General features: G+C 66.4%; 22 protein-coding genes and 1 tRNA gene. 5 read left to right on the top strand and 18 right to left on the bottom strand.

Annotation, left to right across the window (positions count from 1 at the left end):
* Positions 1 to 98: 98 nt before the first annotated feature.
* From FM104_RS12315 to FM104_RS12305, 3 genes are all read left to right on the top strand, one after another.
* Complete coding sequence (locus FM104_RS12315; RefSeq protein WP_306298522.1) at positions 99 to 1,202, top strand: calcium:proton antiporter; 1,104 nt, start codon at positions 99 to 101, stop codon at positions 1,200 to 1,202.
* Positions 1,203 to 1,355: 153 nt separating this feature from the next.
* Positions 1,356 to 2,246 carry a hypothetical protein gene (locus FM104_RS12310; RefSeq protein WP_087132545.1) on the top strand — a complete coding sequence of 297 codons (891 nt, stop codon included), beginning with the start codon at positions 1,356 to 1,358 and terminating at the stop codon, positions 2,244 to 2,246.
* A gap of 98 nt (positions 2,247 to 2,344) precedes the next feature.
* Positions 2,345 to 2,743, top strand: a complete 399-nt coding sequence (locus FM104_RS12305; protein WP_087132544.1) for a hypothetical protein — start codon at positions 2,345 to 2,347, stop codon at positions 2,741 to 2,743.
* A 67-nt stretch (positions 2,744 to 2,810) separates the two neighbouring features.
* On the opposite strand, the gene FM104_RS12300 is transcribed toward FM104_RS12305, so the two are convergent.
* From FM104_RS12300 to rplU, 10 genes are all read right to left on the bottom strand, one after another.
* A tRNA-Ala gene (locus tag FM104_RS12300) sits at positions 2,811 to 2,886 on the bottom strand.
* Positions 2,887 to 2,995: 109 nt separating this feature from the next.
* A complete protein-coding gene (gene rsfS / locus FM104_RS12295) occupies positions 2,996 to 3,346 on the bottom strand; it encodes a ribosome silencing factor (protein WP_373407852.1) in 351 nt (116 codons plus the stop codon).
* A 26-nt stretch (positions 3,347 to 3,372) separates the two neighbouring features.
* A complete protein-coding gene (locus FM104_RS12290) occupies positions 3,373 to 4,494 on the bottom strand; it encodes a hypothetical protein (protein WP_087132542.1) in 1,122 nt (373 codons plus the stop codon).
* Positions 4,491 to 5,093, bottom strand: coding sequence for a nicotinate-nucleotide adenylyltransferase (gene nadD / locus FM104_RS12285; protein WP_087132541.1), 603 nt, complete (start codon positions 5,091 to 5,093; stop codon positions 4,491 to 4,493). The genes FM104_RS12290 and nadD overlap by 4 nt, the downstream gene beginning before the upstream one ends.
* Before the next feature lie 6 nt (positions 5,094 to 5,099).
* Positions 5,100 to 5,312 (bottom strand): hypothetical protein, encoded by a 213-nt coding sequence (locus FM104_RS12280; RefSeq protein WP_087132540.1) that lies wholly within the window; start codon positions 5,310 to 5,312, stop codon positions 5,100 to 5,102.
* Positions 5,313 to 5,361: 49 nt separating this feature from the next.
* The gene (locus FM104_RS12275) at positions 5,362 to 6,639 is read right to left on the bottom strand and encodes a glutamate-5-semialdehyde dehydrogenase (RefSeq protein WP_087132539.1); all 1,278 of its coding nucleotides are present in this window, start codon (positions 6,637 to 6,639) and stop codon (positions 5,362 to 5,364) included.
* Between the two features lie 38 nt (positions 6,640 to 6,677).
* Entirely contained in the window at positions 6,678 to 7,493 is an 816-nt protein-coding gene (gene proB, locus FM104_RS12270; protein WP_087132538.1) for a glutamate 5-kinase, read from the bottom strand.
* Positions 7,490 to 8,986: a GTPase ObgE gene (gene obgE / locus FM104_RS12265; protein WP_087132537.1), complete on the bottom strand. Its 1,497-nt coding sequence runs from the start codon at positions 8,984 to 8,986 to the stop codon at positions 7,490 to 7,492. Before obgE ends, proB begins: the two co-directional genes overlap by 4 nt.
* A gap of 104 nt (positions 8,987 to 9,090) precedes the next feature.
* A complete protein-coding gene (gene rpmA, locus FM104_RS12260) occupies positions 9,091 to 9,348 on the bottom strand; it encodes a 50S ribosomal protein L27 (RefSeq protein WP_087132536.1) in 258 nt (85 codons plus the stop codon).
* Between the two features lie 21 nt (positions 9,349 to 9,369).
* Entirely contained in the window at positions 9,370 to 9,678 is a 309-nt protein-coding gene (gene rplU, locus FM104_RS12255; protein WP_179206783.1) for a 50S ribosomal protein L21, read from the bottom strand.
* A 214-nt stretch (positions 9,679 to 9,892) separates the two neighbouring features.
* On the opposite strand from rplU, the gene FM104_RS12250 reads away from it, so the two are divergent.
* On the top strand, positions 9,893 to 10,159 hold the full coding sequence (locus FM104_RS12250) for a DUF4031 domain-containing protein (RefSeq protein ID WP_087132716.1): 267 nt from the start codon (positions 9,893 to 9,895) through the stop codon (positions 10,157 to 10,159).
* Here FM104_RS12250 and FM104_RS12245 read toward each other — a convergent pair.
* Positions 10,124 to 12,586 (bottom strand): Rne/Rng family ribonuclease, encoded by a 2,463-nt coding sequence (locus FM104_RS12245; protein WP_179206782.1) that lies wholly within the window; start codon positions 12,584 to 12,586, stop codon positions 10,124 to 10,126. The two genes, FM104_RS12250 and FM104_RS12245, sit on opposite strands and share 36 nt — an antisense overlap.
* A gap of 269 nt (positions 12,587 to 12,855) precedes the next feature.
* Between FM104_RS12245 and FM104_RS12240 the strand changes: the two genes are divergently transcribed.
* Positions 12,856 to 13,467, top strand: coding sequence for a vitamin K epoxide reductase family protein (locus FM104_RS12240; RefSeq protein ID WP_087132534.1), 612 nt, complete (start codon positions 12,856 to 12,858; stop codon positions 13,465 to 13,467).
* Positions 13,468 to 13,610: 143 nt separating this feature from the next.
* Here FM104_RS12240 and ndk read toward each other — a convergent pair whose 3' ends face one another.
* The 7 genes from ndk to FM104_RS12205 form a co-directional block, all read right to left on the bottom strand.
* Positions 13,611 to 14,027 (bottom strand): nucleoside-diphosphate kinase, encoded by a 417-nt coding sequence (ndk, locus tag FM104_RS12235; protein WP_087132533.1) that lies wholly within the window; start codon positions 14,025 to 14,027, stop codon positions 13,611 to 13,613.
* 1 nt (position 14,028) lies between these two features.
* Positions 14,029 to 14,433 carry a DUF4233 domain-containing protein gene (locus FM104_RS12230; protein WP_256971649.1) on the bottom strand — a complete coding sequence of 135 codons (405 nt, stop codon included), beginning with the start codon at positions 14,431 to 14,433 and terminating at the stop codon, positions 14,029 to 14,031.
* Positions 14,430 to 15,782 (bottom strand): bifunctional folylpolyglutamate synthase/dihydrofolate synthase, encoded by a 1,353-nt coding sequence (locus tag FM104_RS12225; protein WP_087132531.1) that lies wholly within the window; start codon positions 15,780 to 15,782, stop codon positions 14,430 to 14,432. The genes FM104_RS12230 and FM104_RS12225 overlap by 4 nt, the downstream gene beginning before the upstream one ends.
* Positions 15,779 to 19,165, bottom strand: coding sequence for an isoleucine--tRNA ligase (gene ileS, locus FM104_RS12220; protein WP_087132530.1), 3,387 nt, complete (start codon positions 19,163 to 19,165; stop codon positions 15,779 to 15,781). Before ileS ends, FM104_RS12225 begins: the two co-directional genes overlap by 4 nt.
* A 234-nt stretch (positions 19,166 to 19,399) precedes the next feature.
* Positions 19,400 to 20,371 carry an ArsA family ATPase gene (locus FM104_RS12215; RefSeq protein WP_087132529.1) on the bottom strand — a complete coding sequence of 324 codons (972 nt, stop codon included), beginning with the start codon at positions 20,369 to 20,371 and terminating at the stop codon, positions 19,400 to 19,402.
* Positions 20,362 to 20,646, bottom strand: coding sequence for a cory-CC-star protein (locus FM104_RS12210; protein ID WP_087132528.1), 285 nt, complete (start codon positions 20,644 to 20,646; stop codon positions 20,362 to 20,364). Before FM104_RS12210 ends, FM104_RS12215 begins: the two co-directional genes overlap by 10 nt.
* Positions 20,647 to 20,649: 3 nt before the next feature.
* Positions 20,650 to 22,377, bottom strand: a complete 1,728-nt coding sequence (locus FM104_RS12205) for a carbon starvation CstA family protein (protein WP_087132527.1) — start codon at positions 22,375 to 22,377, stop codon at positions 20,650 to 20,652.
* Between the last annotated feature and the right edge of the window lie 185 nt (positions 22,378 to 22,562).

Here is a 22,562-nt window from a genome sequence, read left to right as displayed (position 1 = left end):
AAGCGACGGTGGGACGACCCGCCGAGGAGATCAGGTGCAGGGACGGCCCCGCGGATTGGGTTTCGATCCCCGTGCCTCTTGCCGCTTCACTCCGCTCCGTGCTGACGCCGACAGCACTCTTCCGACTCATCGTCGGGTGGGGCGTGTTCCTCGCCCTTCAGCTGGGCGCACCGCTGCTCGCTGGCGGCCTGCCATCCCTCATGCTCTGGCTGGTGCTGCTCGCGATCGTGGTGGTGATCACTCTCTGCGCGTTCGGGGTCGTCACAGAGGCCGAGCACCTGGCCAGCCGGCTCGGCGACCCCTACGGCACGCTGGTGCTGACGCTGTCGATCGTGCTGATCGAGGTGATTCTCATCTCATCGGTGCTGCTGGGCCCGGGAGAGCACCCGACCATTGCACGTGATTCCGTGATGGCGGTCTCGATGATCATCTTGAACCTCGTCATCGGCATCGCACTGATCGTCGGCGGTCTGCGGCATCCGACGCGCCGCGTCAACCGCACCGGCGTCTCGGCGTATCTCGCCCTGCTGGTGGTGCTGCTCGCCGTCGCCTTCGTGTTCCCCGCGCTTCTCGGCGTTGATGGCTCGTACTCGCTGGCGCAGGCGATCCCGATCGCCGTCATGACCGTGTTGATCTACGCCTTCTTCCTCATCCGGCAGATGGGCGCGCAGCGCGCGGACTTCCAGGAACCCGATGCGTCGGATGCCGATACCGCGCGGCCGCGCATGGTGGCGGTCATTGCAGAGCACCGTGCAGAGCTCGCCGGCCGCGCGGCGATGATCGTCGCCACGATGGTGCCGATCGTGCTGCTCGCACATGACATGGCAGCGCTGCTCGACGACGGGCTCAGCCGCATCGGCGCTCCCGTTGCGCTCTCCGGCATCCTGATCGCGATGATCGTCTTTCTTCCCGAGACCATCACGACGATCCGCTCGGCTGCTGCCGGCGAGATGCAGCGCGTGAGCAACCTCTGTCACGGTGCTCTCGTCTCGACCGTCGGTTTGACCATCCCCGCCGTGCTCGTCATCGGGATCCTCACCGGCCAGCCGATCGTGCTTGCAGAGAGTCCGACCGGCCTGGTGCTGCTTCTGGCAACGATGATGCTCACGCTCGCGACATTCGCGGGGCGCCGGGTCAGCGCGCTGCCGGGCTTGGCGCACCTGCTGCTGTTCTTCATCTATGCGCTGAGCGTCTTCGGGTAACTGCGCGGGGTCGGGCGCCGGGTCTCGCACAGTCGGGCGCCGGAACCTTCGCGCATCTCGCCGCTTTAAGTCGGCTTTAACGATGCGCACACCGGCATGAATAGCGTGAGGAGCACACAGACGATCGAGCGCGCCCAGAACCGAGGAGAAACCATGACGATGATCGAATCGCCCGAGCATCCGCACTCCACCGCGCCGAAACCCACCCGCGGCTTGGCTATCACCGCTCTGGTGCTCGGCATCTGCGCCTTTCTCTCCGGGCTGGTGCCGGTTCTTGGTGCCGTGCTCGGCATCGCGGCGATCATCTTCGGAATCATCGCGCTGAAGCGCCGCCAGCCAAAGGGGCTCGGTCTGACCGGGCTGATTCTCGGAGCTCTCGGTGCAATCGCCTCCGTGTCAGCCGCCATCTTGCTTATGGGCTTCTGGAACAACCTCGTCGGAGAACTCGAAAGCACCGAATTCAGTGAGTCGACGGAGGTCGTCGAGTTCGGCGAAGTCGGAGAGATCGACGAGGTGCAAGCCGGGGACCAAGACGGTTGGGTCGTCGAGGAAGTGGAGCCCCCGGCCGACGGCGGAGTGATCCCGTGGCACGCGCTCGCGACCGGCGATTCACCGATCTCCGACCGGGCGGGAACGGCAGAAGACCCGCACCAGCTCGGCACGCGCGCGGTCAGCGCGGAATGGGAGATCGTGGTCAATTCGATCAACCCGGATGCCGAAGACGAATTGCTCGCTATCGCGCCAGAGAATCCTCCTGCGCCGGACGGCTACCGCTACGTGCTCGTGCACGTGACGGTGAATAACATCAGCGGCGAGTCCGCATCGCCAGCGAAATTGAGGTTTTACTACGATCTGCCGAAGCAGATGGTGAAGGCAGGACTTCCGCCGCTGGTTGTTCCGGAGCCGTCACTGATGGATCCGAACAGAGGCGTGACGGGCGACTTCAGCGGATACATCGCGCTGCGCACCAAGGACGTCGACGGCCTCGCTTTCGTGGTGCAGCACCGGTCGTTCCCGGAGCGCCAGTACTTCGCACAGGACTAGCGCCGCCCTGGTGGATCGGAACTTCCGCGCCGCTCCGGCTTCGCTCGGCGACGATGTGCGCTAGCCTGGCCGACAATCGACGGCTCGGGAGGAGCACTATGTCAGCCGATGGGAGCACGACATCAGCCGAAGAGATCGCGGCGTCAACCGACGCTCCGCGACCACCGGAATCACGGCTTCACTCGATAGCAGTTGTGCTCGCCTCGCTCATCATCGCGGTGCCGATGCTCTTCGGCCGTCTGACCGAAGCGATTCTCGACACCATCAATCCCGCGAACGTGGATGTCACCCAACCCCTCGCCTATCTGAGTGAGATCCTCGCGTGGGGATTCGGCTCGCTCGGCGTGCTGCTCATCGCTCTGGTGAGTGTGCTGGTGGTTCTGCGAATCAGAACCAGATCGTTCAAAGCGCTCCGGCTGCCGGTGCTCATCGCAGTGGTGCAGATCGTCGTCGGCATCCTGACCCTCTGGCTGTCAGGCCTGGCCGACGGCAGCTGAACCTCAGGCGTAGAAACGCATCGAACCCCGCGCAGATGATGCGAACGGGGTTCTGATGCGTATCTTTTGGTGGACCTGAGGGGACTCGAACCCCTGACCCCCTGCATGCCATGCAGGTGCGCTACCAGCTGCGCCACAGGCCCAGATGTTTCCGACGCGATGTGCCCCGGCAACCTGACCAGCATACTACGGACGCAGAACGCGCCGCGAATCGTGGCCGGAAGTCGGGAGTGTCGGGAACAGGCGCCGCGGCTACTCGCCGACGACGGGTTGTTCGAGATCGATCGGAACGACCGGGCAGTCCTTCCACAGGCGCTCAAGACCGTAGTAAACGCGCTCCTCGGCATGGAACACGTGGACGATCAGGTCACCGAAGTCGAGCAGCACCCAGCGCGCCTCGGCACGACCCTCGCGGCGCACGCGCTTGTGACCCGCTTCGAAGAGCTTGTCTTCGATCTCGTCGGCGATCGCGGCGACCTTGCGATCGCTGTCGCCGGTGACGAGCAGGAAGATATCGACCAGCGGCAGAGGCTCTGACACATTCAGAGCGAGAAGGTCCTCGCCGCCCTTCGCCTCTGCCGCCTCTGCGGCGATCTGGAGCATGTGAACTGCGGATTCAGGGGATTGCATCAACCGAAGACTCTCGTGGTGAAGGCGATGATCAGAGCGGCGGCCAGCGCGAGCGCGAGGCCACCGGCGACGATCGCCAGGGTGAGCATGAGTTTGTTGCCCGTGTCGGGCACTGGCGGGCGGATGACCTCACCAGCTGGCTTGGAGGTGCTGATCGCAGAACTGGCTGCGACTGGCGTGGGTGACGACGACGGAGCGAGTTCGCCATCGAGAAGGACCGCGTCGGCTTCTCTGCCGTCGGCGAGGCCCAGAGCGTGCCCCTGTGACCCCATACCATCCGGCAGCGCGTACGTGCCGGTGATGAGCATCTCCCCCGTGGCCGCGACCGGACCGGAGAGAGAGCCGACACCGGGAGACGGCGTGAAGATCAGTGCGTGAGAGGCCGTGTGCTGCGAGCCGGACGACCCATCGATGAGATCGTCGAAGAGCGCCGGCAGCCGGTGCGGCTTCTCCTCGGCCTTGACGCCGATGCCGAAGGCCTCGCCCACCATGGGCCGCTCTTGCGTTTCGTCTTCGGGGGCGTCGTCGACAGCGGGAGCTTCTTCAGCCGCGGGAGCCTCTTCCGGAGTGGCTGGTTGCATCGTCGCGGCGGCGGGAGCGGAGCTGAAGACCGGCACCGCCGAAACGAGCTCCGGGGTGTCTTCTTCGAGCGGAGTGTCGTCGCCTGCACCTGCTGCTTCGGCGGTCACGCCAGCTGACGCATCGGCGAACAGTCCGGCGACAGCATCCGCATCGGGGCGCGACAGCGACTTCTCGGGAGCATCGTCTTGCGGATCCTCAACGAGCGCATCCGCTTCTTCGGCCTCATCAGCCGCAGGGACCGGTACGGAACCTGTGCGGGCCAGCTCCTGCGCGCGCATCTCCCGGCGCGTCAGTGGAGCGTCCGAGGCGGCCGCGTCGTCTGGCGCGTCCGTGGGCATGGCATCGACGGTGGTCGGCGCCTGCTCCGCTGGTGTCTGCTCCGCTGGTGCCTGCTCCGGGGCGGCCTGCTCCGCGACGGGCTGCTCCGCAGCGGCGGCGGACTCCGACTCCGTGATGACCGGCGTCGAACCGGTCAGGCGGATCTCACGCAGCTGCTTGCGCGTAAGACGTTCCTGTCCGTTCTGATCCGATGTGCTCATGTCTTGCTCCGATACAGATGATGCTTCGCAATGTACTGGACGACCCCATCCGGCACCAGATACCAGACCGGCTGCCCATCGGCGACGCGCTCACGGCAGGCGGTCGATGAGATCGACAGTGCCGGAACTTCCAGCTGGCTCACGTTCTTGGTGGGCAGGCCGTCCGTGCTCAGGACGTGTCCCGGTCGTGAAACCGCGACGAAGTGGGCGAGGTCCCAGAGTTCATCATGGTCCCTCCAACTGAGAATCTGCGCTACGGCATCCGCACCGGTGATGAAGAAGAGCTCGGCCTCGGGTCGTTCCCGTTTCAGGTCTCGCAGCGTGTCGATCGTGTAGGTAGGCCCGTCGCGATCGATGTCTACTCGGCTGGTCGTGAAGTCCGGGTTGGATGCCGTCGCGATCACCGTCATCAGATAGCGGTGCTCACTCGGGGAGACATGCTGCTTCTGCCACGGCTCGCCGGTGGGAACGAACACCACCTCGTCGAGATCGAATGAATGCGCCACTTCACTCGCCGCCACCAGGTGACCGTGATGAATGGGGTCGAAAGTACCACCCATCACGCCGATGCGCGGTGCCCGAGCGGTGGAATCGTGCATATGAGGTTAGTGGCCGTGGCCTTCCTTGCCGTGCCTCTCGGCGTAGGCCTCAGCCTTGGCCGAGTGCCGGTTCGCGACGTTGCGGTACGAGAGCGTGACAACGCCCATGAGACCGAAGATAATCGCGGCGATGAGGCCGAAGATGAATGTCTCCCCCGCCACATTTTCGTGGTGCTGTGTCTCGGCTGCCGCCATCGCAATCTGAGCGACGAGGTTCATCCTGTCTCCGTTCCTGGGCGTACGAGCAAACGCCCCTCTAGTCTAGCCCTCAGCCGCGCGTCTGACCTGACCCACGAGCAAGCCATTTCGTGCTTGTCAGCTCGGCCAGCCCCATCGGCCCCCGGCTGTGCAGCTTCTGCGTCGAGATGCCGACCTCGGCGCCGAAACCGAATTCAGCACCATCGGTGAAGCGCGTGGATGCGTTGACCATCACCACCGCGGAATCCACCTCGGCGAGAAAGCGCTCGGCACTGCGGGAGTCGGTGGTGATGATCGACTCCGTGTGACCGGTGCTGTACCGGCGGATGTGCTCCAGAGCCTCGTCGAGTGTATCGACGACCTTGATCGCGATCTCCAGCCCGAGGTACTCCGCAGCCCAGTCGTCGTCGGTGGCCGGAATGACATTGGAGACGAGGCCCGCGACCATGTCGTCCCCGTGGATCGCCACGCCTTCGCTCTGCAGCGCACTCGCGACGACGGGGATCAGCTGCGGCGCCGCCTGGCGCAGCACCAGAAGGGTCTCCACCGCGTTGCAGACACTGGGACGCTGGACCTTCGCGTTGACGACGATATCGCGCGCCCACTCCAGCGGTGCGGTCTCGTCGAGCACGATGTGCACGACACCCGCGCCGGTCTCGATCACCGGCACCGTCGATTCTGTGACGACGGTCTCGATCAGTGCAGCGCTCCCCCGCGGCACGAGCACATCGACGAAGCCGCGCCCCTGCATGAGCGCCTTCGCGCCATCGCGTCCGAAGTCGTCAACGGTCTGCACTGCTTCGGGGTCAATGCCGGCATCCGTCAGTGCCCTCCGCATCACGTCGATCAGCACGGTGTTGGATTCTCTCGCCGCGCTCCCTCCACGCAGCACGACAGCGTTGCCCGCCCGCAGCGCGAGCGCCGCGATATCGACAGTCACGTTGGGCCGCGCCTCGTAGATGGCTCCGACGACGCCGAATGGCACGCGCACGTGTTCCAGCGCGATGCCGTTCGGCATCCGATGCCCGCCGATGACCTGCCCGATCGGGTCGGGCAGCGTCGCGACCTCGCGCACGGCGGATGCCAGGCCCGAGACCCGCTGCGCATCCAGGCGCAGCCGGTCGATGAGCGCATCGCTGAGTCCCTCGGCCCGCCCGCGCTCGATGTCGAGCGCGTTGCCGGCGAGGATGCGCTCGCTCGCGCCCTCGAGGGCGCTGGCGATGGATTCGAGGGCCCGTGCCTTATCGCTGCTCGTGAGCTGCGCGATCGACCGCGAAGCATCCTTCGCCCGCACCAGGCGGTCGTGCGGAGCGTCCACAGTGGTGTCAACGACGAGAGGGGTGGTCATGCCGCCAGTGTATCGGCGCCTGAAGACCGCGAGCCCCGTTATGACGCGGTTGCCGCGGGCGCGTTCACGCCCGACAGAGCCGGTTCGAACCAGGTCCCGACCGACGCGCCTTCGAGCGCCTTGCCGACCAGATCTGCGCTGGTCACGAGCACGCCGATGCCCGTCGCCGCTGCCATTCGGGCGGCAGAGACCTTGGTTGCCGCTCCCCCAGTCCCGACACTGTTGACGACGGTCGCGCCGAACTCCATGCCGGCGAGGTCTGCATCGGCTGCGATCACGTCGATCGGCTCGGCACTCGGATCAGTCGGTGGCTTCGTGTACAGCGACTCGACGTCGCTGAGCAGCACCAGCGCGTCGGCGCTCATCAGTTCGGCGACAAGAGCCGCGAGCCGGTCATTGTCGCCGAAGCGGATCTCCTGCGTCGCAACCGTGTCGTTCTCGTTGACGATCGGCAGAATACGCAGCGACATGAGCCGGTCCATCGCGCGGCGAGCGTTGCTGCGGGAAGTCTGGTTCTCAAGATCACCCGTGGTGAGCAGCACCTGACCGGCAACGATCCCGAACGGGCGCAGTGCCTCCTGATAGCGGAAGATGAGCACGTTCTGCCCGACGGCCGCGGCGGCCTGCTGGGTCGCCAGATCGTTCGGACGCGATTCCAGAGCGAGGTACGGGATGCCGGTGGCGATCGCTCCAGAAGAGACCAGGATGATCTCGGCACCACGGCGATGAGCGGCAGAAAGCGCCTGCACGATCATCGGGATGCGCCACGAGGATTCACCGCTGATGGACGAGGATCCGACTTTGACGACGATGCGCGAGGCGGAGGCGAGTTCCGCGCGAGATCGCGCGGTCATTCCTCACCCTCGCGCGATGCGCGGCGCTGCGTCTCGAGCTCTTCACGCGCGGCGGACTTGGCATCCATCCGCTCGTAGTACTTCTCACGGCGTTCGCTGGTGGTGCGACGGTTGCTCTGCAGGAACCGGGCGTCGGTTCCGCGTGGTGACGTCGCAAGTTCGGCAGCGGATGCGATCGAGGGCTCCCAGTCGAAGACCACGCTCTCGCCGGTGCCGATCACCACAGTGGAACCGGGTGTCGCTCCTGCACGGAACAGGGCGTCTTCGACGCCGATCCGCTCGAGACGATCGGCGAGGTAGCCGACAGCCTCCTCGTTCTGGAAGTCGGTCTGCTGCACCCACCGCACCGGCTTCTCGCCGAGGATGCGATAGACGTTGCCGTATGTGCCGCCCTCGACCTTGATCGTGAACTCGGCTTCGGAGCCCTTGGGGCGGATGACCACGCGCTCCCGCGGCATCTCGACGGCTGTTTCAGCTCGATGCGCGTCAACGAGCTCGCCGAGCGCGAAGCTGAGCTGCCGCAGGCCTTCGTGCGAAACAGTCGAGATCTCGAACACGCGGAATCCACGCGCCTCGATGTCCGGGCGCACCATCTCAGCGAGGTCCCGCGCCTCAGGGACGTCGATCTTGTTCAAGGCGACCAGCTGCGGACGCTCGAGCAGAGGCTTCTGCCCCTCCGGCACCTCGTAGGCGGCCAGCTCGCCGAGAATGATGTCGAGATCAGACAGCGGATCACGACCGGGCTCGAGCGTGGCGCAGTCGAGCACGTGCAGCAGCGCGCTGCAGCGTTCGACATGGCGGAGGAATTCGAGCCCCAGCCCCTTGCCCTCGCTGGCGCCTTCGATGAGACCCGGCACATCGGCGATCGTGTAGCGGCTGTCGCCGGCCTGCACGACCCCGAGGTTCGGGTGCAGGGTGGTGAAGGGGTAGTCGGCGATCTTCGGCCTCGCCGCCGAGAGCGCCGCGATCAGGCTCGACTTGCCCGCGGAGGGGTAGCCGACCAGCGCCACATCGGCGACCGTTTTCAGCTCGAGAACGACCTGGCCCTCTTGGCCCGGCGTGCCGAGCAGGGCGAAACCAGGCGCCTTGCGCTTCGTGGAGGCGAGTGCCGCGTTGCCGAGGCCACCGCGACCGCCGGCGGCAACCACGTACTGCTCGCCTGGCGTCATCATGTCGTGCAGGACTTCTCCTGCGACGGACTTGACCACCGTGCCCAGCGGCACAGGCAGGAGCAGCGTTTCACCGGCAACGCCTGCGCGAAGATCACCCATGCCGAAGCCGCCATTGCCGCCATTGCGGTGCGGTGAGCGGTGATACGACAGCAACGTCGTCACCTGCGGGTCACCGACGAGGATGATGTCGCCACCATCACCGCCGTTGCCGCCGTCGGGCCCGCCCAGCGGCTTGAACTTCTCACGGCGAACGGAGACGCACCCGTTGCCGCCCTTGCCTGCACGAATCTGCAGCGTGACGGTGTCGACGAACGTGACCATTGCCTGCTCCTCAGGGGGGTCGGCGGCCCAGAGATCACTGGGTGCGGATACGCGTACGGGGCGAGCCGAAGCCCGCCCCGTACGGCAATTCTGCTGTGCTGTGCTTAGTGTGCGGCAGCGACGATGTTGACGACCTTGCGGCCGCCCTTCGTGCCGAACTGCACTGCGCCTGCTTCGAGAGCGAACAGTGTGTCGTCGCCTCCACGGCCGACGCCTGCGCCGGGGTGGAAGTGCGTGCCGCGCTGACGGACGAGGATCTCGCCGGCGTTGACGGCCTGGCCGCCGAAGCGCTTCACACCAAGTCGCTGTGCGTTGGAGTCACGACCGTTGCGGGTAGAACTCGCGCCCTTTTTATGTGCCATGTCCTAATGCCTCTTCTGTGCTTACTTGATGCCGGTGATCTTGACGCGGGTGAGCTCCTGGCGGTGCCCCTGGCGCTTCTTGTAGCCGGTCTTGTTCTTGTACTTCTGGATGACGATCTTCGGACCGCGGAGGTCGCCGAGGACCTCAGCCGTGACCGACACCTTCGCCAGCTTGTCTGCGTCGGTGGTCACCGTAGTGCCGTCGACGAGAAGCACAGCGGGAAGCTCGATCTTCTCACCCTGGGTAGCCCGAACACGGTCGAGCTGAACGATCGTGCCGACCTCGACTTTCTCCTGCCGGCCACCGGCGCGCACTACTGCGTAAACCACTTCATACCTGTTTCGTTGGGGAGCGGATCGCTCCGGGAATCTCACGGGAAGACTGCGCTTGCGTACGACGCCTTCGCGACGGGTGCGGACGCAAGACTTCTCCTGCAACCGAAAAAGCCGACAGGGGTCTCGCACCAAAGGACAACTTTACCGGAAGCCGGCCGATGCCGCAAAGTCAGCACCCCAAGGTGTGTCTCGCGCCTATGCTCTCGGCATGACCGTTCTTGTCGATGACCCCATCTGGCCCGCGCACGGGCGCCTCTGGGCGCACCTGGTCAGCGACGAGAGCCTCACCGAACTGCATGCGTTCGCCGCTGCGCAGAATCTGCCGCGGCGTGCATTCGACGTGGACCACTACGACGTTCCCGCCGAGGCGCTGCCCAGACTCCTTGCCGCCGGTGCAGAGCACGTCGGCGGCAAGGAGCTCGTCAGAAGGCTGATCAGGTCAGGACTGCGAGTCCGGGCTCGCGACCGACGCTGAGGGCTCATTGCCGACCGGCGCCGGAGTGCCGGTCAGCATCGCCGTGGTCACACGGCGACGATTGCGGCCTTCGCCCGGCGCCTTCGGCTCGGGAAGCGCGTCGAGAACGGAGTCGAGCATCTGCTCGGCTTCGCTCTTAGGCGCCGACTTGCGATCCGAGCCGCGCTTCTTGCGCGACTTCTTCGGACGCTCGGTCGCGGCCGGCGCCTCAGGAACCTCGATCGGCGCATCTTCGGGCATGACGATGGTGGATGCTGCGATCGCCGCCAGCGCCGACTTGGCGCTCTCGGTGATGCTGTGCGTGCCTCCGTTGGCAGCGGCGGGCTGCGCCGGCTGCGACTGCTGGCCCGACTGCGACGGCGACTGCGACTGCGACTGGCCGCCGCGGGAGCGCCGGCCCTGGTTGCCGCTGTTGCTGGAAGAGCCGCCGCGGTGCTTGGTGACCGGGTCGTGATGCACGACCACTCCGCGCCCTGCGCAGACATCACATGCTTCGCTGAAGGTCTCGAGCAGGCCGAGACCGAGCTTCTTGCGCGTCATCTGCACCAGGCCGAGCGACGTGACCTCGGCAACCTGGTGCTTGGTGCGGTCGCGGCTGAGGCACTCGATGAGGCGGCGCAGCACGAGGTCACGGTTGGACTCGAGAACCATGTCGATGAAGTCGACGACGATGATGCCGCCGATGTCGCGCAGGCGCAGCTGACGAACGATCTCCTCGGCCGCCTCGAGGTTGTTCTTGGTGACCGTCTCTTCGAGATTGCCGCCGGTGCCGACGAACTTGCCGGTGTTGACGTCGACGACCGTCATCGCCTCGGTGCGGTCGATGACCAGCGAACCGCCCGACGGCAGCCAGACCTTCCGGTCGAGCGCCTTCTCGATCTGCTCGGTGATGCGGTGCGCATCGAAAGGATCGACCTCGTCGGTGTACGTCTCCACACGCTCGAGCAGGTCGGGTGCGACGCTCTCGAGGTAGGCGCGGATCGTGTTGTGCGCGTCGTCGCCCTGGATCAGCATCCGCGTGAAGTCCTCGTTGAAGACGTCGCGGACGATCTTGACGAGCAGATCCGGCTCGGCGTGCAGCAGAGCGGGAGCCTGCTGCGACTTGACCTGCTTCTGAATGTGCTCCCACTGCGCGGTCAGACGCTGCACGTCGCGTGTCAGCTGCTCTTCGGTGGTGCCCTCCGCGGCCGTGCGCACGATCACACCGGACGACTCCGGGAGCACCTCCTTGAGGATGCGCTTGAGGCGCGCACGCTCGTTGTCTGGCAGCTTGCGCGAGATGCCGTTCATCGAACCGCCGGGCACGTACACGAGGTAGCGCCCGGGCAGCGAGATCTGGCTCGTCAGCCGGGCACCCTTGTGGCCCACCGGGTCCTTGGTGACCTGCACGAGAACACGGTCACCTGGCTTCAGCGCGAGCTCGATGCGACGGGGCTGGTTGCCGGTCTCGACACCCTCCCAGTCGACCTCGCCCGAATACAGCACGGCGTTGCGGCCGCGGCCGATGTCGACGAATGCGGCCTCCATGCTGGGGAGCACGTTCTGCACGCGACCGAGGTACACGTTGCCGATCAGCGACGCGTCTTGATTGCGCGCGACATAGTGCTCCACGAGCACGTTGTCTTCGAGCACGCCGATCTGGGTGCGACCGTTCTTGGCCCGAACGACCATCATGCGGTCGACGGACTCGCGCCGGGCGAGGAACTCGGCCTCGGTGACGACGGGACGGCGGCGGCCGGCATCCCGCCCATCGCGCCGGCGCTGCTTCTTGGCTTCGAGACGCGTCGAGCCCTTGATGGCCTTCGGCTCGGTGATGTACTCGACCGCGCGCTGGCGCTGACGCGGCTCGTCGCGGCTGTCGCGAGAATCACGGGCATCGTCGCCGTCGGACCCGCGACGGCGGCGATTGCGACGGGATCCGCCGGCGAATCGGTCGTCGTCATCGACGTCGTCGTCGTGCTGCGAAACAGCGGGCAGCGCGACGAACTCAGGCGCGTAGAAGTGCAGCTGGGTGGAGACCTTCGAGACGAAGATCTCCGGAAGCAGACCGAGGCTCACCGCGGTCACCGGCTTGGGTTCTTCCGGCTCTGCGGGCTTTTTCGGCTCTGCGGGCTTTTCCTGATCTGCCGGCTTTGCGGGCTCTTCCGGCTCAGCGGGGTCCCCCGACTCGGCAGGTGTGCTCGGCTCGACGGACGCTGAGGATGCTGCTGCATCATCGACGGCCTCCGACTGTTCCGCCGACACGGGTGCATCCGCTGGCGCCGCGGTCCCCGCGGCGGGCGCAGCATCCGAGTCGGTCGCGACAGCGCGCATCTCTTCGACAGCAGCCGAGTCTTCGGCTGCTCCCGTCGTGGCGTCCTCGACTACCGGCTGCGCCGGCGTCTCGTCGAAGGTAGGGGTGGTCTGGTCATTGTTTTCATCGGCCATCTCTGGCTAACTCCCTGCGCGGGCACTGGGTGCGCCGCGGAAACTCGTGCGGCGAAACAGCAACCGCGAACTCAATCGGCAAGCGGTCTGCTCAAGGGCGAGACCGCGTGGGGCGTCTGGCCCCGAAGTCTTGTCGATGCGATCGCGACTGCTCGCGATGGCACCTCCAGTCATTATCGCACCATGCGGGCGGGGTTGTGGCATCCTGTGTCCGGCGCGCGGGTCGCGGCGTGCGCCGTGCCCATAGGCAACGCTGGGATAATCGCGACATGACCGCGCAGCGCACCCGGTATACGGGTTACGGAATCTGGCTCATCGTCGCAAGCCTTGTGGGCTGGTGGGCGGCATTCCAGCTGACCGTCGAGAAGTTCTTCCTCCTCGAGAACCCGAGCGGGCAGACCAGCTGCTACGTGAGCGTCATGATCCAGTGCGACAAGAATCTGAGCTCATGGCAGGGCTCGGTGTTCGGCTTCTCCAATCCGATCATCGGTCTCACCGCATGGATGGCTGTGCTCGTCATGGGAGTCGCGGTGCTAGCCGCGGTGCGGTTCCCGCGGTGGTTCTGGGGCCTGTTCGGGCTCGGCGTCGCCGGCGCTTTCGCGTTCGTATGCTGGCTGATCTTCCAGAGCATCTACATGCTCGCAGTGCTGTGCCCGTGGTGCATGGCGACGTGGGCGGTCACCATCCCGACATTCCTGGCGACAGCGGTGCATCTGGTTCGAAACGGCACGCTGACGCGTTCGCAGAAGGCGCGGCAGCGCGCCGACCGGCTGATGGTGTGGGTGCCTCTGGCCACCATCGTCGTCTACGCGATCGTGATCGCGATGGCGCAGCTCGCGGGTCTCGATCTGCTCGGCGAAGTCGCCGGGATGCTGTTCTGAGCTGACTCAACCTGGCCTGACTCGACCTGACCTGGCCGGCCGCTGCGCCGCGGGCAACACACTTTGGGGGCCGCTGACACAGGTGTCGGACAGCTTTCGCTGCTTGGTCCGATATCTGGCGCGTCGGCCCCCAGAGTGTGCGGTCAGGCGAACCAGATGGACAGTTCGCGCGAGGCGGACTCGGTGCTGTCGGAGCCGTGCACGAGGTTCTGCTGCACCTTGAGGCCCCAGTCGCGGCCGAAGTCGCCGCGGATGGTGCCGGGGGCCGCGGTCGTCGGGTCGGTGGTTCCCGCCAGCGAGCGGAAGCCCTCGATGACGCGGTTGCCTGCCAGCCGGATCGCCACCGACGGACCCGACATCATGAACTCGAGCAGCGGCTCGTAGAACGGCTTGCCCTCGTGCTCGGCATAGTGCGCGGCAAGGCGGTCGCGGTCGGGCTCGACCAGGCGGATGTCGACGAGGGCGTAGCCCTTCGCCTCGATGCGCGCGAGGATATCGCCGGTCAGTCCGCGGGCGACCCCATCGGGCTTGACCAGGACGAGGGTTTCTTCAGTAGCCATGTCATTCGCTCTCTGTGTGAGTCTGTGCCGGCGGGCCCGCCGGACGCTGTCGGTCGATACGGGCCCCACCGATCGTCGCATATCCCCACATGCCGCCGAAAATCAGCGCCACGAAGACGATCGCCGGAACCAGCAGTCCACCCAGCATGATCACGCCCTGGAGGGCCCAGCCGGCTGCCAGTGCCCACGGTTTCGTGATGGCACCGGCAACGACGACGAGGGCGATGGCGACCACGACGCCGGCCACGATCCCCCACCACGGCGCGATACCAGCCGGCAGAGCTTTGAGACCGAACACCGTGAGCCCGGCGAGCAGAGCCACGATCGACTCGAAGCCGAGCACGACCGAGCCGAGCTTCTGGGCGAGCGTTCTGGGCGCGCGAGGGGCGCGTGCGGTAGTGCTCATGCGCGCCACCCCGACTTCCAATCCTCTTCCTCGGCGAGCAGCATCGCCTCGCCGGCCAGCACGATCGATCCCGCGATGATCACTGCACGGCGATCGGATGCTGCCGCCCACTCCCGAGCGGCATCCGCCGCCTCAGCCAGGGTCGGATGAACGCTCGCACGGCGTTCGCGCTCTTCAACGATGTCGGCGAGGGTGTCGGCGTCGCCTGCTCGAGCCGAGTCGGGTGCCGTCGCGAAGACCTCGGTGACGGCGGGGAGCAGGCGATCGACGATCCCGGCCGCGTCCTTGTCGGCGAAAACGCCGAGCACAAGACCCCATTCGTCGAAGTCGAAGCTGTCGCCCAACGACTGCGCGAGAGCTGCTGCTCCGTGCGGGTTGTGCGCAGCATCCACCACGACCGTCGGCGCGATGCCGACCAGCTGCAGGCGACCAGGCGAGGTCGCCCCCTGCAGACCGTCCGCGAGGATGTCACCCGCGATCCGCTGAGATGCACCGCCGATCAGGGACTCGACGGCCGCCACGGCAAGCGTGGCGTTGTGGCCCTGGTGCGCGCCGTAGAGCGGCAGATACTCATCGGCGTACTCGCCGGCGAGACCGCGAATGGTGATGAGCTGGCCACCGACGGCGAGTTTCTGCTCGGCGAGTCCGAACTCCTCGCCCTCGAACGAGATCGTCGCGCCGCGTTCGGCGGCGACACTGCGCAGCACGTCGGCTGCCTCCGGGGGCTGCTCCGCCGAGACCACAGCGGCGCCCGCTTTGATGATCCCCGCCTTGACCTCGGCGATCTCGCCGATCGTGCTGCCGAGTCGGTCGGCATGATCGATGTCGATCGGCGCGAACACGGCGACGTCGCCGTCGGCGGTGTTGGTCGAGTCCCACGACCCGCCCATGCCCACCTCCAGCACCAGCACGTCGATGGGCGCATCGGCCGCGGCCACGAAGCAGAGCACGGTCAGCAGTTCGAAGAAGGTGAGCGGCGCGTCGCCCGCCGTCTCGAGCTCTGCATCGACCATGCCGATGAACGGCTCGATCTCATCCCAGGCGTCGGCGATGGCGGCATCCGCGATGGGCTCGCCGTCGATCATGATCCGCTCGGTGAACCGCTTCAGGTGCGGGCTGGTGAACAGGCCCGTGCGCAGGCCATGCGCACGCAGCAGGCTCTCGATCATCCGCGCGGTGGAGGTCTTGCCGTTGGTACCGGTGATGTGCACGACGCGGTACGCGTGCTGCGGGTCCGCGAGCAAGGTCAGCAGACGCGCGACGCGCTCCTTGCGCGGCTGCACCCAGCTCTCCCCCGCCCGCTCCAGCAGCTTCTCGTAGACGGCGTCGGCGCGCTGCGTGTCGCTCATGACTGCTCCTCTCGCTGCACCCCAGTGGCATCGATCGTGACGATGATCGCCGCCTTGTCAGAGCCGAGGGCACGTGCGCCGGAGACGAAGACGCCATTCCCCGGGCTGGCCAGGTTATCGACGAGGGCATCGGTTCCCTCGAGTGGCTGCACGGCGAAGCCGACGGCCAGCGTCTCCTCCGCGATCAGGGCGGCATGCGCCTGCAAAGCCGCGGCTTCATTCGCATCCGCGTTGAGAGCGAGCACGATGCGGTCGCTCACGTCGAGCCCGGCGTTCTTGCGCGCCTCCTGAACCACGCGGATGGCGTCGCGCGCGATGCCCTCCGCCTCCAGTTCCGGCGTGGTCTGCGTGTCGAGCAGCACGAAACCGCCGCTGGGCACGATCGCCAGCGCTTCGCCGTCCGGGCGGCCCGCGGTCTCCAGCACGAGCTCGTACTCGTGCGGCTCGAGCGCGATTCCATCTGCCGTCACAACGCCGCTCTCCTCACCCCACAGGCCCGCTTTCGCTGCCTTGATGACGTGCTGCACGTTCTTTCCGAGGCGTGGGCCGGCCACACGGGCGTTCACGCTGAGCCGGTGGCTGATGCCGTATTCCGCTGCCGTGGTCTCGCCCAGCGGCACGAGTTCGATCGATTTGACATTGAGCTCCTCGCGCAGGATCCCCTCGAACTGTGCGAGTGCATCCGCGACGGGAGAGACGACGGTGAAGCGCGCCAGCGGCAGGCGCACGCGCAGCTTCTCCTTCTTGCGCAGCGCGTTTCCGACGCTGGATAGCTCGCGGACGGCATCCATCGCGTCGCGGATGTCATCCGCGGCCGGGAAGGATGCCGCGTCGGGCCAATCGGTCAGGTGCACGCTGCGCTCGCCGGTCAGCCCCTGCCAGATGCGCTCGCTGATCAGCGGCAGCAGCGGAGCGGCCACGCGGCACAGCGTCTCGAGCACCGTGTAGAGCGTGTCGAAGGCCTCGGTGCTCTTCGGGTCGTCCGTGACATCGCCCCAGAAGCGGTCGCGCGAGCGGCGGATGTACCAGTTCGTGAGCACCTCGGCGAAGTCGCGCAGCCGCGCGGCCGCGGTCGTCGAGTCGAGGCCTTCGAGGTCTGACTTGACCTCGCGCACGAGGTCTCCGGTGCGGGCGAGGATGTAGCGATCGAGGACGTCCGTCGAATCGGTGCGCCACTGGGCTTGATATCCGGCACCCGCGGATCCACCGGAGGCATTCGCATAGGTCGCGAAGAAGTACCACGAGCTCCACAGCGGCAGCAGGAACTCCCGCACACCCGCGCGGATGCCCTCCTCTGTCACGGCGAGGTTGCCGCCGCGCAGCACCGAGCTCGACATGAGGAACCAGCGCATGGCATCGGATCCGTCGCGGTCGAGCACCTCGCTGACATCCGGATAATTGCGCAGCGACTTCGACATCTTGTAGCCGTCGCTGCCGAGCACGATGCCGTGGCAGCTCACCCCGGTGAACGCCGGGCGGTCGAACAACGCGGTCGACAGCACATGCATGACGTAGAACCAGCCGCGCGTCTGCCCGATGTACTCGACGATGAAGTCTGCTGGCGAGTGCGAATCGAACCATTCCTGGTTCTCGAACGGGTAGTGCACCTGGGCATACGGCATCGATCCGGAATCGAACCACACGTCGAAGACGTCCTCGATGCGGCGCATCGTGCTCTTGCCCGTCGGGTCATCCGGGTTCGGGCGCGTCAGGTCATCGATGTACGGGCGGTGCAGGTCGATCTCACCCTCGGGGTTGCGCGGCAGCGTGCCGAAGTCGCGCTCCAGCTCTGCCAGCGATCCGTAGGCGTCGACGCGCGGGTACTCGGGGTCGTCGCTCTTCCAGATCGGGATCGGCGAACCCCAGTAGCGGTTGCGGCTGATCGACCAGTCACGGGCGCCCTCGAGCCACTTGCCGAACTGGCCGTGCTTGACGTTCTCGGGCACCCAGGTGATCTGCTCGTTGTTCGCGAGCATGTCGTCCTTGATGTCGGTCACGCGGATGAACCAGCTCGAGACGGCCTTGTAGATCAGAGGATTGCGGCAGCGCCAGCAGTGCGGGTACGAGTGCTCGTAGCTCTGCAGCCGCAGCAGCCGCCCCGCTGTGCGGAGCAGACGCACGAGCGGCGTGTTGGCATCCATCCACAGCTCGCCGGCGACGTCGGGGACGGTGGAGAGGAATCGTCCGCCGTCATCGAGCGAGATGATGGTCGGGATGCCGGCGGCGTTCGAGATCCGCTGGTCGTCCTCACCGTAGGCGGGCGCCTGGTGCACGATGCCGGTGCCGTCGGAGGTGGTGACGTAGTCGTCGACGAGGATGCGCCACGCGTTCTCTGTGCCCCAGGTCTCGGCATCGGCGTAGTAGTCGAACAGCCGGTCGTAGGTGACGTCTGCCAGCGTCGCGCCCAGGTGGGAGGCTTCGACGGCGGCGAGCGCAGCATCGGCGCTCTCGTAGCCGAGGTCCTTCGCGTAACCGCCGAGCAGCTCGCGGGCGATGAGGTAGCGGTGTGCGGCGCTCTCGACCGGATCGTCCCCAGTGGGGATGTCAGCTGCGCCTTCTGGCCCCGCGGGCACCACGACGTAGTCGATTTCGGGGCCGACGACGAGGGCGAGGTTGGTCGGCAGGGTCCACGGCGTGGTCGTCCAGGCCAGGGCGCGGACGGCTGTGAGGCCCAGAGCCTCCGCCTTCGCGCCGGTGAGCGGGAAGGTGACCGTCGCAGAAGGGTCCTGGCGCATCTGGTAGACGTCATCGTCCATGCGCAGCTCGTGCGCCGACAGCGGCGTCTCGTCGCGCCAGCAGTACGGCAGCACGCGGTAGCCCTCGTACGCGAGGTTCTTGTCGTACAGCGTCTTGAAGGCCCAGAGCACGCTCTCCATGTAACCGAGGTCGAGGGTCTTGTAGCCGCGGTCGAAATCGACCCAGCGCGCCTGCCGGGTGACATAGTCCTGCCACTCGTGCGTATAGGCGAGCACCGATTCACGCGCCTTCGCGTTGAAGACGTCGATGCCCATCGACTCGATCTCGCTCTTCTCCGTGATGCCGAGCTGCTTCATCGCCTCGAGCTCGGCGGGGAGGCCATGCGTATCCCAGCCGAAGACACGATCGACCTTCTTGCCGAGCATGGTCTGGAAGCGCGGGAACACGTCCTTGGCGTAGCCGGTGAGCAGGTGGCCGTAGTGCGGCAGGCCGTTGGCGAACGGCGGGCCGTCGTAGAAGACCCATTCTTCCGCTCCGTCGCGCTGTGCAATGGACGCGCGGAAGGTGTCGTCGGTCTTCCAGAAGTCGAGGATCTCCTCCTCGATCGCGGGGAACCGAGGGCTGGAGGCGACGGCGGCCGGGCCGAAGGATGTGCCGGCGGCGTTCGCGGTGCGGGGGTAGGTCATCGTGTCTCGCAGTGATCGTGGCGGATGCTGCTGCAAGGACGATCTGCCTGGATTGCTGACCAGCTGGACCGCGGTACCACCTCGCGTGCTCCACTCCCCCTTGCCAGGCTCAGGGTCGAGAAGCCTCTCTCACTGCGGCGATGACGGGCCTGCCCCGCTCGGTTCTACTGGGCCTTGCGGCTTTTCTTCCGAGAGCTCCCCGGTGATGTCCGGATCAGTGCTGATGCAGCCATCCTACGCGCTCGCGGACTCCAGCAGGTCAGCCAGCTGGCCGAGCGCCTCCATGCCCGTCAGCTCTCCCGGCATGAGTGGCACCTCCAGCAGCGCGACGCCCGGTACCTGCGCACGCACTGCGGCGAGGTGGCGGTCCTCCCCCCGACGACGTTCCTGCAGCAACTCCCCCGCGTCGTCGGGTGAGCGACGATTCGCGATGAGCGCCGCCACCGGCACCTGCATCTCCTGCAGATTCGCGACCACCTCGAAGGTCTCCGCCACGGGGAGCGCTTCGGCGGTGAACACGACGACGAAGCCGGTGCGCTGCGGATCGGCAATCGATTTCTGCAGCGCATCGAAGCGGTCTCGGCGGCGCTGCAGCGCGCGCCTAAGCTCTGCCTGTGCTTCGGCCTCCGGGTCTGCTCGCCCGGTCAGCCCGCTCATCGCGGCGGAGAATCTCTCGGAGCGGTCCCGGTTGCGCAGCAGCGTCTCGGTCCATCCGGCCAGTTGCCCCGGCAGCGCCAGCAACCGCAGCGTGTGTCCCGACGGCGCGGTATCGAAGACCACCAGGTCGTACGCGTCCTGGCCGAGCTCAGCCAACTCCGCGATCCGCTCCAGCACGGCGGACTCATGACTGCCGGGCGCTTCTCGGGCACGGTCGAGATGCGCGCGGGCCGGGGCATGCTGACGCTCGGGCAGAAGGCGCAGCATCGTCTTCTCGACCGCCGCCAGATGTCGAGCGATCGTCGCGCGAGGGTCGATCTCCACGCCATCCAGCGCACCGCCGCCGACGTCCGCAAGACGCACCGGAGTGTCGCCGACTTCTCGATTCCAGAGGTGGCCGAGGTTGTGGGCGGGGTCCGTCGAGACGACGAGCACTCGCTCGCCCGCGCGGGCACGAGAGAGCGCGAGAGCGGATGCCAGGGAGGTCTTGCCCACGCCGCCCTTGCCGCCTACGAAGAGAATTCGGCGGTGCAGTGCGTCTAGCAGCATGAGACGTGGTCCAGGGGTGATCGGGGCATGCCCATGCGGCGATGCCACTCATGAAAGTCCATGGTGAGCATCGGCATCAGCTCGGCACTGTAGTAGGCGGCAGGGTCGGGGACGCCCAGGGCCTCGCCGAGGACGATCAAGGCGAACAGGTCGTCCTCGTCGCGGCCCTCACGGGCAAGGGTCTGCCGGTAGGGACCCGCGTAGTACTCGACGAGTCCCTGCCGGATGGCGGTCCAGCGTCTTCGCAGACGCTGGACCGCCTCGGTATCGAACATCGATCAGACTTCCTCACGCACCGCCTGGAGCTGAGCATCCTCGTGCTCGGCCTCGGGTGGATCGGTCGCGGCCTTGCGCATCGCGATGGCCGCCTCGATCGCCACCCAGACGCTGGACGCGATGATGATGATGTCCAGCGCGAACAGCAGCCAGTCGGCTTTGGCCGGGTCGGCGAACGATGCGAGCTGTTCGATGGCCGCCCAGAACGACAGCACGAACACGATGACGAGCGGAATCAGCGCCGGCAGCGGGTTGCGCCGCTTGCGAATCAGCATCACCGCGATGATCGACAGCGTCAGCGACGCCATCAGCTGGTTCGTGGTGCCGAAGAGCGGCCAGATCCGCAAGCCGCCGTCGCCGCCGAGGCCCTGCGAGAAGGTGAGCCCGAGACCGACGACGACCACGATGATCGTCGCTGGAACCTTGCTGATGCGCATCTTCATGGTGTCGCCGACTTCTTGCACGACGAAGCGCAGCAGTCGCATGCCGGTGTCCATCGTGGTGGCCGCGAACAGCACCGCCATGGTGGCGAGCACGGTGGCACTCAGCGATGCCGGCAATCCGATGCCCGCCTCCATGAGCGCACCGCCGCCGGTGACGAATGCCCCGACGCCGCCGGCGCCGAATGCGCTGTAGACCTCGTTCCATTCCGCGACCGTGCGGAAGCCGGCGATGACCGCGAGGATCGTGCCGAGCGAGAGCAGGCCTTCACCGACCGCGCCGAAGTACCCGACGAACCGGGCATCGGTCTCCTTGTCGAGCTGCTTCGAGCTCGTGCCGGAGGCGACCATGCCGTGGAAGCCGGAGATCGCGCCGCACGCGATGGTGACGAACAGCAGCGGGATCATGCTCGGCGTACCGTCCGGCACCGCCGTGTTGATGGCAGGCGCAACGATCTGCGGCACGTTGGCCGAGAACAGCGTGGCGGTCAGCACAGAGCCGAAAAGCAGGATGAGTCCCACGAACAGCTGCACGCCGTTGATGTAGTCACGCGGCTGCAGCAGCACCCACACCGGCAGCAGCGAGGCGATGGCGCCGTAGATGAACAGAGCCAGGATCCAGAACGTTGCCGGTCCCATGCCGAGGAAGTCGTCGGGCAGCACCACCGGCATCTGGTCGCCAAGCACGATCAGCGCGTAGAGCGTCACGACGCCCACGATCGTGACGGGCAGCAGCGGCCAGCGCAGGCGGTACACGGCCACGCCCACCAGCAGTGCGACGATGATCGCGCCCCAGGTGGGGATGACAGCGCTGGGGGTGCTGATGAGCAGGTTCTTGATGACCACGGCGAATGCCGCGATCACCATGAGCAGCAGCAGGAAGATGACGACCAGGAACAGCCCGGCACCGCGCTTGCCGATGTAGCGCGCGGAGAGCGCACCGATCGAACGGCCCTTGTTCCGTGTGGATGCCCACAGCGCACCCAGGTCGTGCATTCCGGCGAAGAACACCGTGCCGATGGTGACCCAGAGGAACGCCGGCACCCAGCCCCAGATCACGGCGATCGCCGGTCCGACGATCGGTGCGGCTCCGGCTACGGATGTGAAGTGGTGGCCCCAGAGGATGAACTTGTTCGTCGGCATGTAATCGACGCCGTCTTTGAGCTCATGCGCGGGGGTCTTGAACGACGCATCGAGTTGGAACACCCGACGCGAGAGATATCGCGAGTAGAAGATGTACCCGACGGCGAAGATCGCCAGTCCGATAGTCATCAGGAGAACAGGAGACATGGGGGGCGCTTCCTTTCCGACTGCGACGGCGGCGTCGCAGGTACTCAAGATACCAAAGTCTGAGAGAATGCTGATAATCGAAAACGGGTGTTTCAGCTCCCGTTGCAGACGTCTGAACGGAAGCCCTAGATGTTCTTCCCACGGACGTTGTGGACGCGGTCGATGGGTGATTGGCCTCCGAGAGC

The sequence above is a fragment of the Microbacterium esteraromaticum genome, assembly GCF_900163815.1.
GTDB classification, from domain to species: Bacteria; Actinomycetota; Actinomycetes; order Actinomycetales; family Microbacteriaceae; genus Microbacterium; species Microbacterium esteraromaticum_B.
The sequence above is the reverse complement of the archived record's forward strand: the minus strand, read 5'-3'. Positions and strand labels throughout refer to the sequence as shown.

Excerpts from the sequence above, each read along its gene's own strand:
- FM104_RS12305 (WP_087132544.1), top strand. The coding sequence starts at position 2,345 with ATGTCAGCCGATGGGAGCACGACATCAGCCGAAGAGATCGCGGCGTCA.
- rpmA (WP_087132536.1), bottom strand. The coding sequence starts at position 9,348 with ATGGCACATAAAAAGGGCGCGAGTTCTACCCGCAACGGTCGTGACTCC.
- rsfS (WP_373407852.1), bottom strand. The coding sequence starts at position 3,346 with ATGCTCCAGATCGCCGCAGAGGCGGCAGAGGCGAAGGGCGGCGAGGAC.
- FM104_RS12225 (WP_087132531.1), bottom strand. The coding sequence starts at position 15,782 with ATGAGCGACACGCAGCGCGCCGACGCCGTCTACGAGAAGCTGCTGGAG.
- FM104_RS12215 (WP_087132529.1), bottom strand. The coding sequence starts at position 20,371 with ATGCTGCTAGACGCACTGCACCGCCGAATTCTCTTCGTAGGCGGCAAG.
- FM104_RS12205 (WP_087132527.1), bottom strand. The coding sequence starts at position 22,377 with ATGTCTCCTGTTCTCCTGATGACTATCGGACTGGCGATCTTCGCCGTC.
- FM104_RS12275 (WP_087132539.1), bottom strand. The coding sequence starts at position 6,639 with ATGACCACCCCTCTCGTCGTTGACACCACTGTGGACGCTCCGCACGAC.
- FM104_RS12280 (WP_087132540.1), bottom strand. The coding sequence starts at position 5,312 with ATGAACCTCGTCGCTCAGATTGCGATGGCGGCAGCCGAGACACAGCAC.
- FM104_RS12230 (WP_256971649.1), bottom strand. The coding sequence starts at position 14,433 with ATGAGCACTACCGCACGCGCCCCTCGCGCGCCCAGAACGCTCGCCCAG.
- nadD (WP_087132541.1), bottom strand. The coding sequence starts at position 5,093 with ATGCACGATTCCACCGCTCGGGCACCGCGCATCGGCGTGATGGGTGGT.
- ileS (WP_087132530.1), bottom strand. The coding sequence starts at position 19,165 with ATGACCTACCCCCGCACCGCGAACGCCGCCGGCACATCCTTCGGCCCG.
- ndk (WP_087132533.1), bottom strand. The coding sequence starts at position 14,027 with ATGGCTACTGAAGAAACCCTCGTCCTGGTCAAGCCCGATGGGGTCGCC.
- obgE (WP_087132537.1), bottom strand. The coding sequence starts at position 8,986 with ATGGTCACGTTCGTCGACACCGTCACGCTGCAGATTCGTGCAGGCAAG.
- FM104_RS12240 (WP_087132534.1), top strand. The coding sequence starts at position 12,856 with ATGACCGCGCAGCGCACCCGGTATACGGGTTACGGAATCTGGCTCATC.
- FM104_RS12310 (WP_087132545.1), top strand. The coding sequence starts at position 1,356 with ATGACGATGATCGAATCGCCCGAGCATCCGCACTCCACCGCGCCGAAA.
- FM104_RS12250 (WP_087132716.1), top strand. The coding sequence starts at position 9,893 with ATGACCGTTCTTGTCGATGACCCCATCTGGCCCGCGCACGGGCGCCTC.
- FM104_RS12245 (WP_179206782.1), bottom strand. The coding sequence starts at position 12,586 with ATGGCCGATGAAAACAATGACCAGACCACCCCTACCTTCGACGAGACG.
- FM104_RS12210 (WP_087132528.1), bottom strand. The coding sequence starts at position 20,646 with ATGTTCGATACCGAGGCGGTCCAGCGTCTGCGAAGACGCTGGACCGCC.
- FM104_RS12290 (WP_087132542.1), bottom strand. The coding sequence starts at position 4,494 with ATGAGCACATCGGATCAGAACGGACAGGAACGTCTTACGCGCAAGCAG.
- proB (WP_087132538.1), bottom strand. The coding sequence starts at position 7,493 with ATGACCGCGCGATCTCGCGCGGAACTCGCCTCCGCCTCGCGCATCGTC.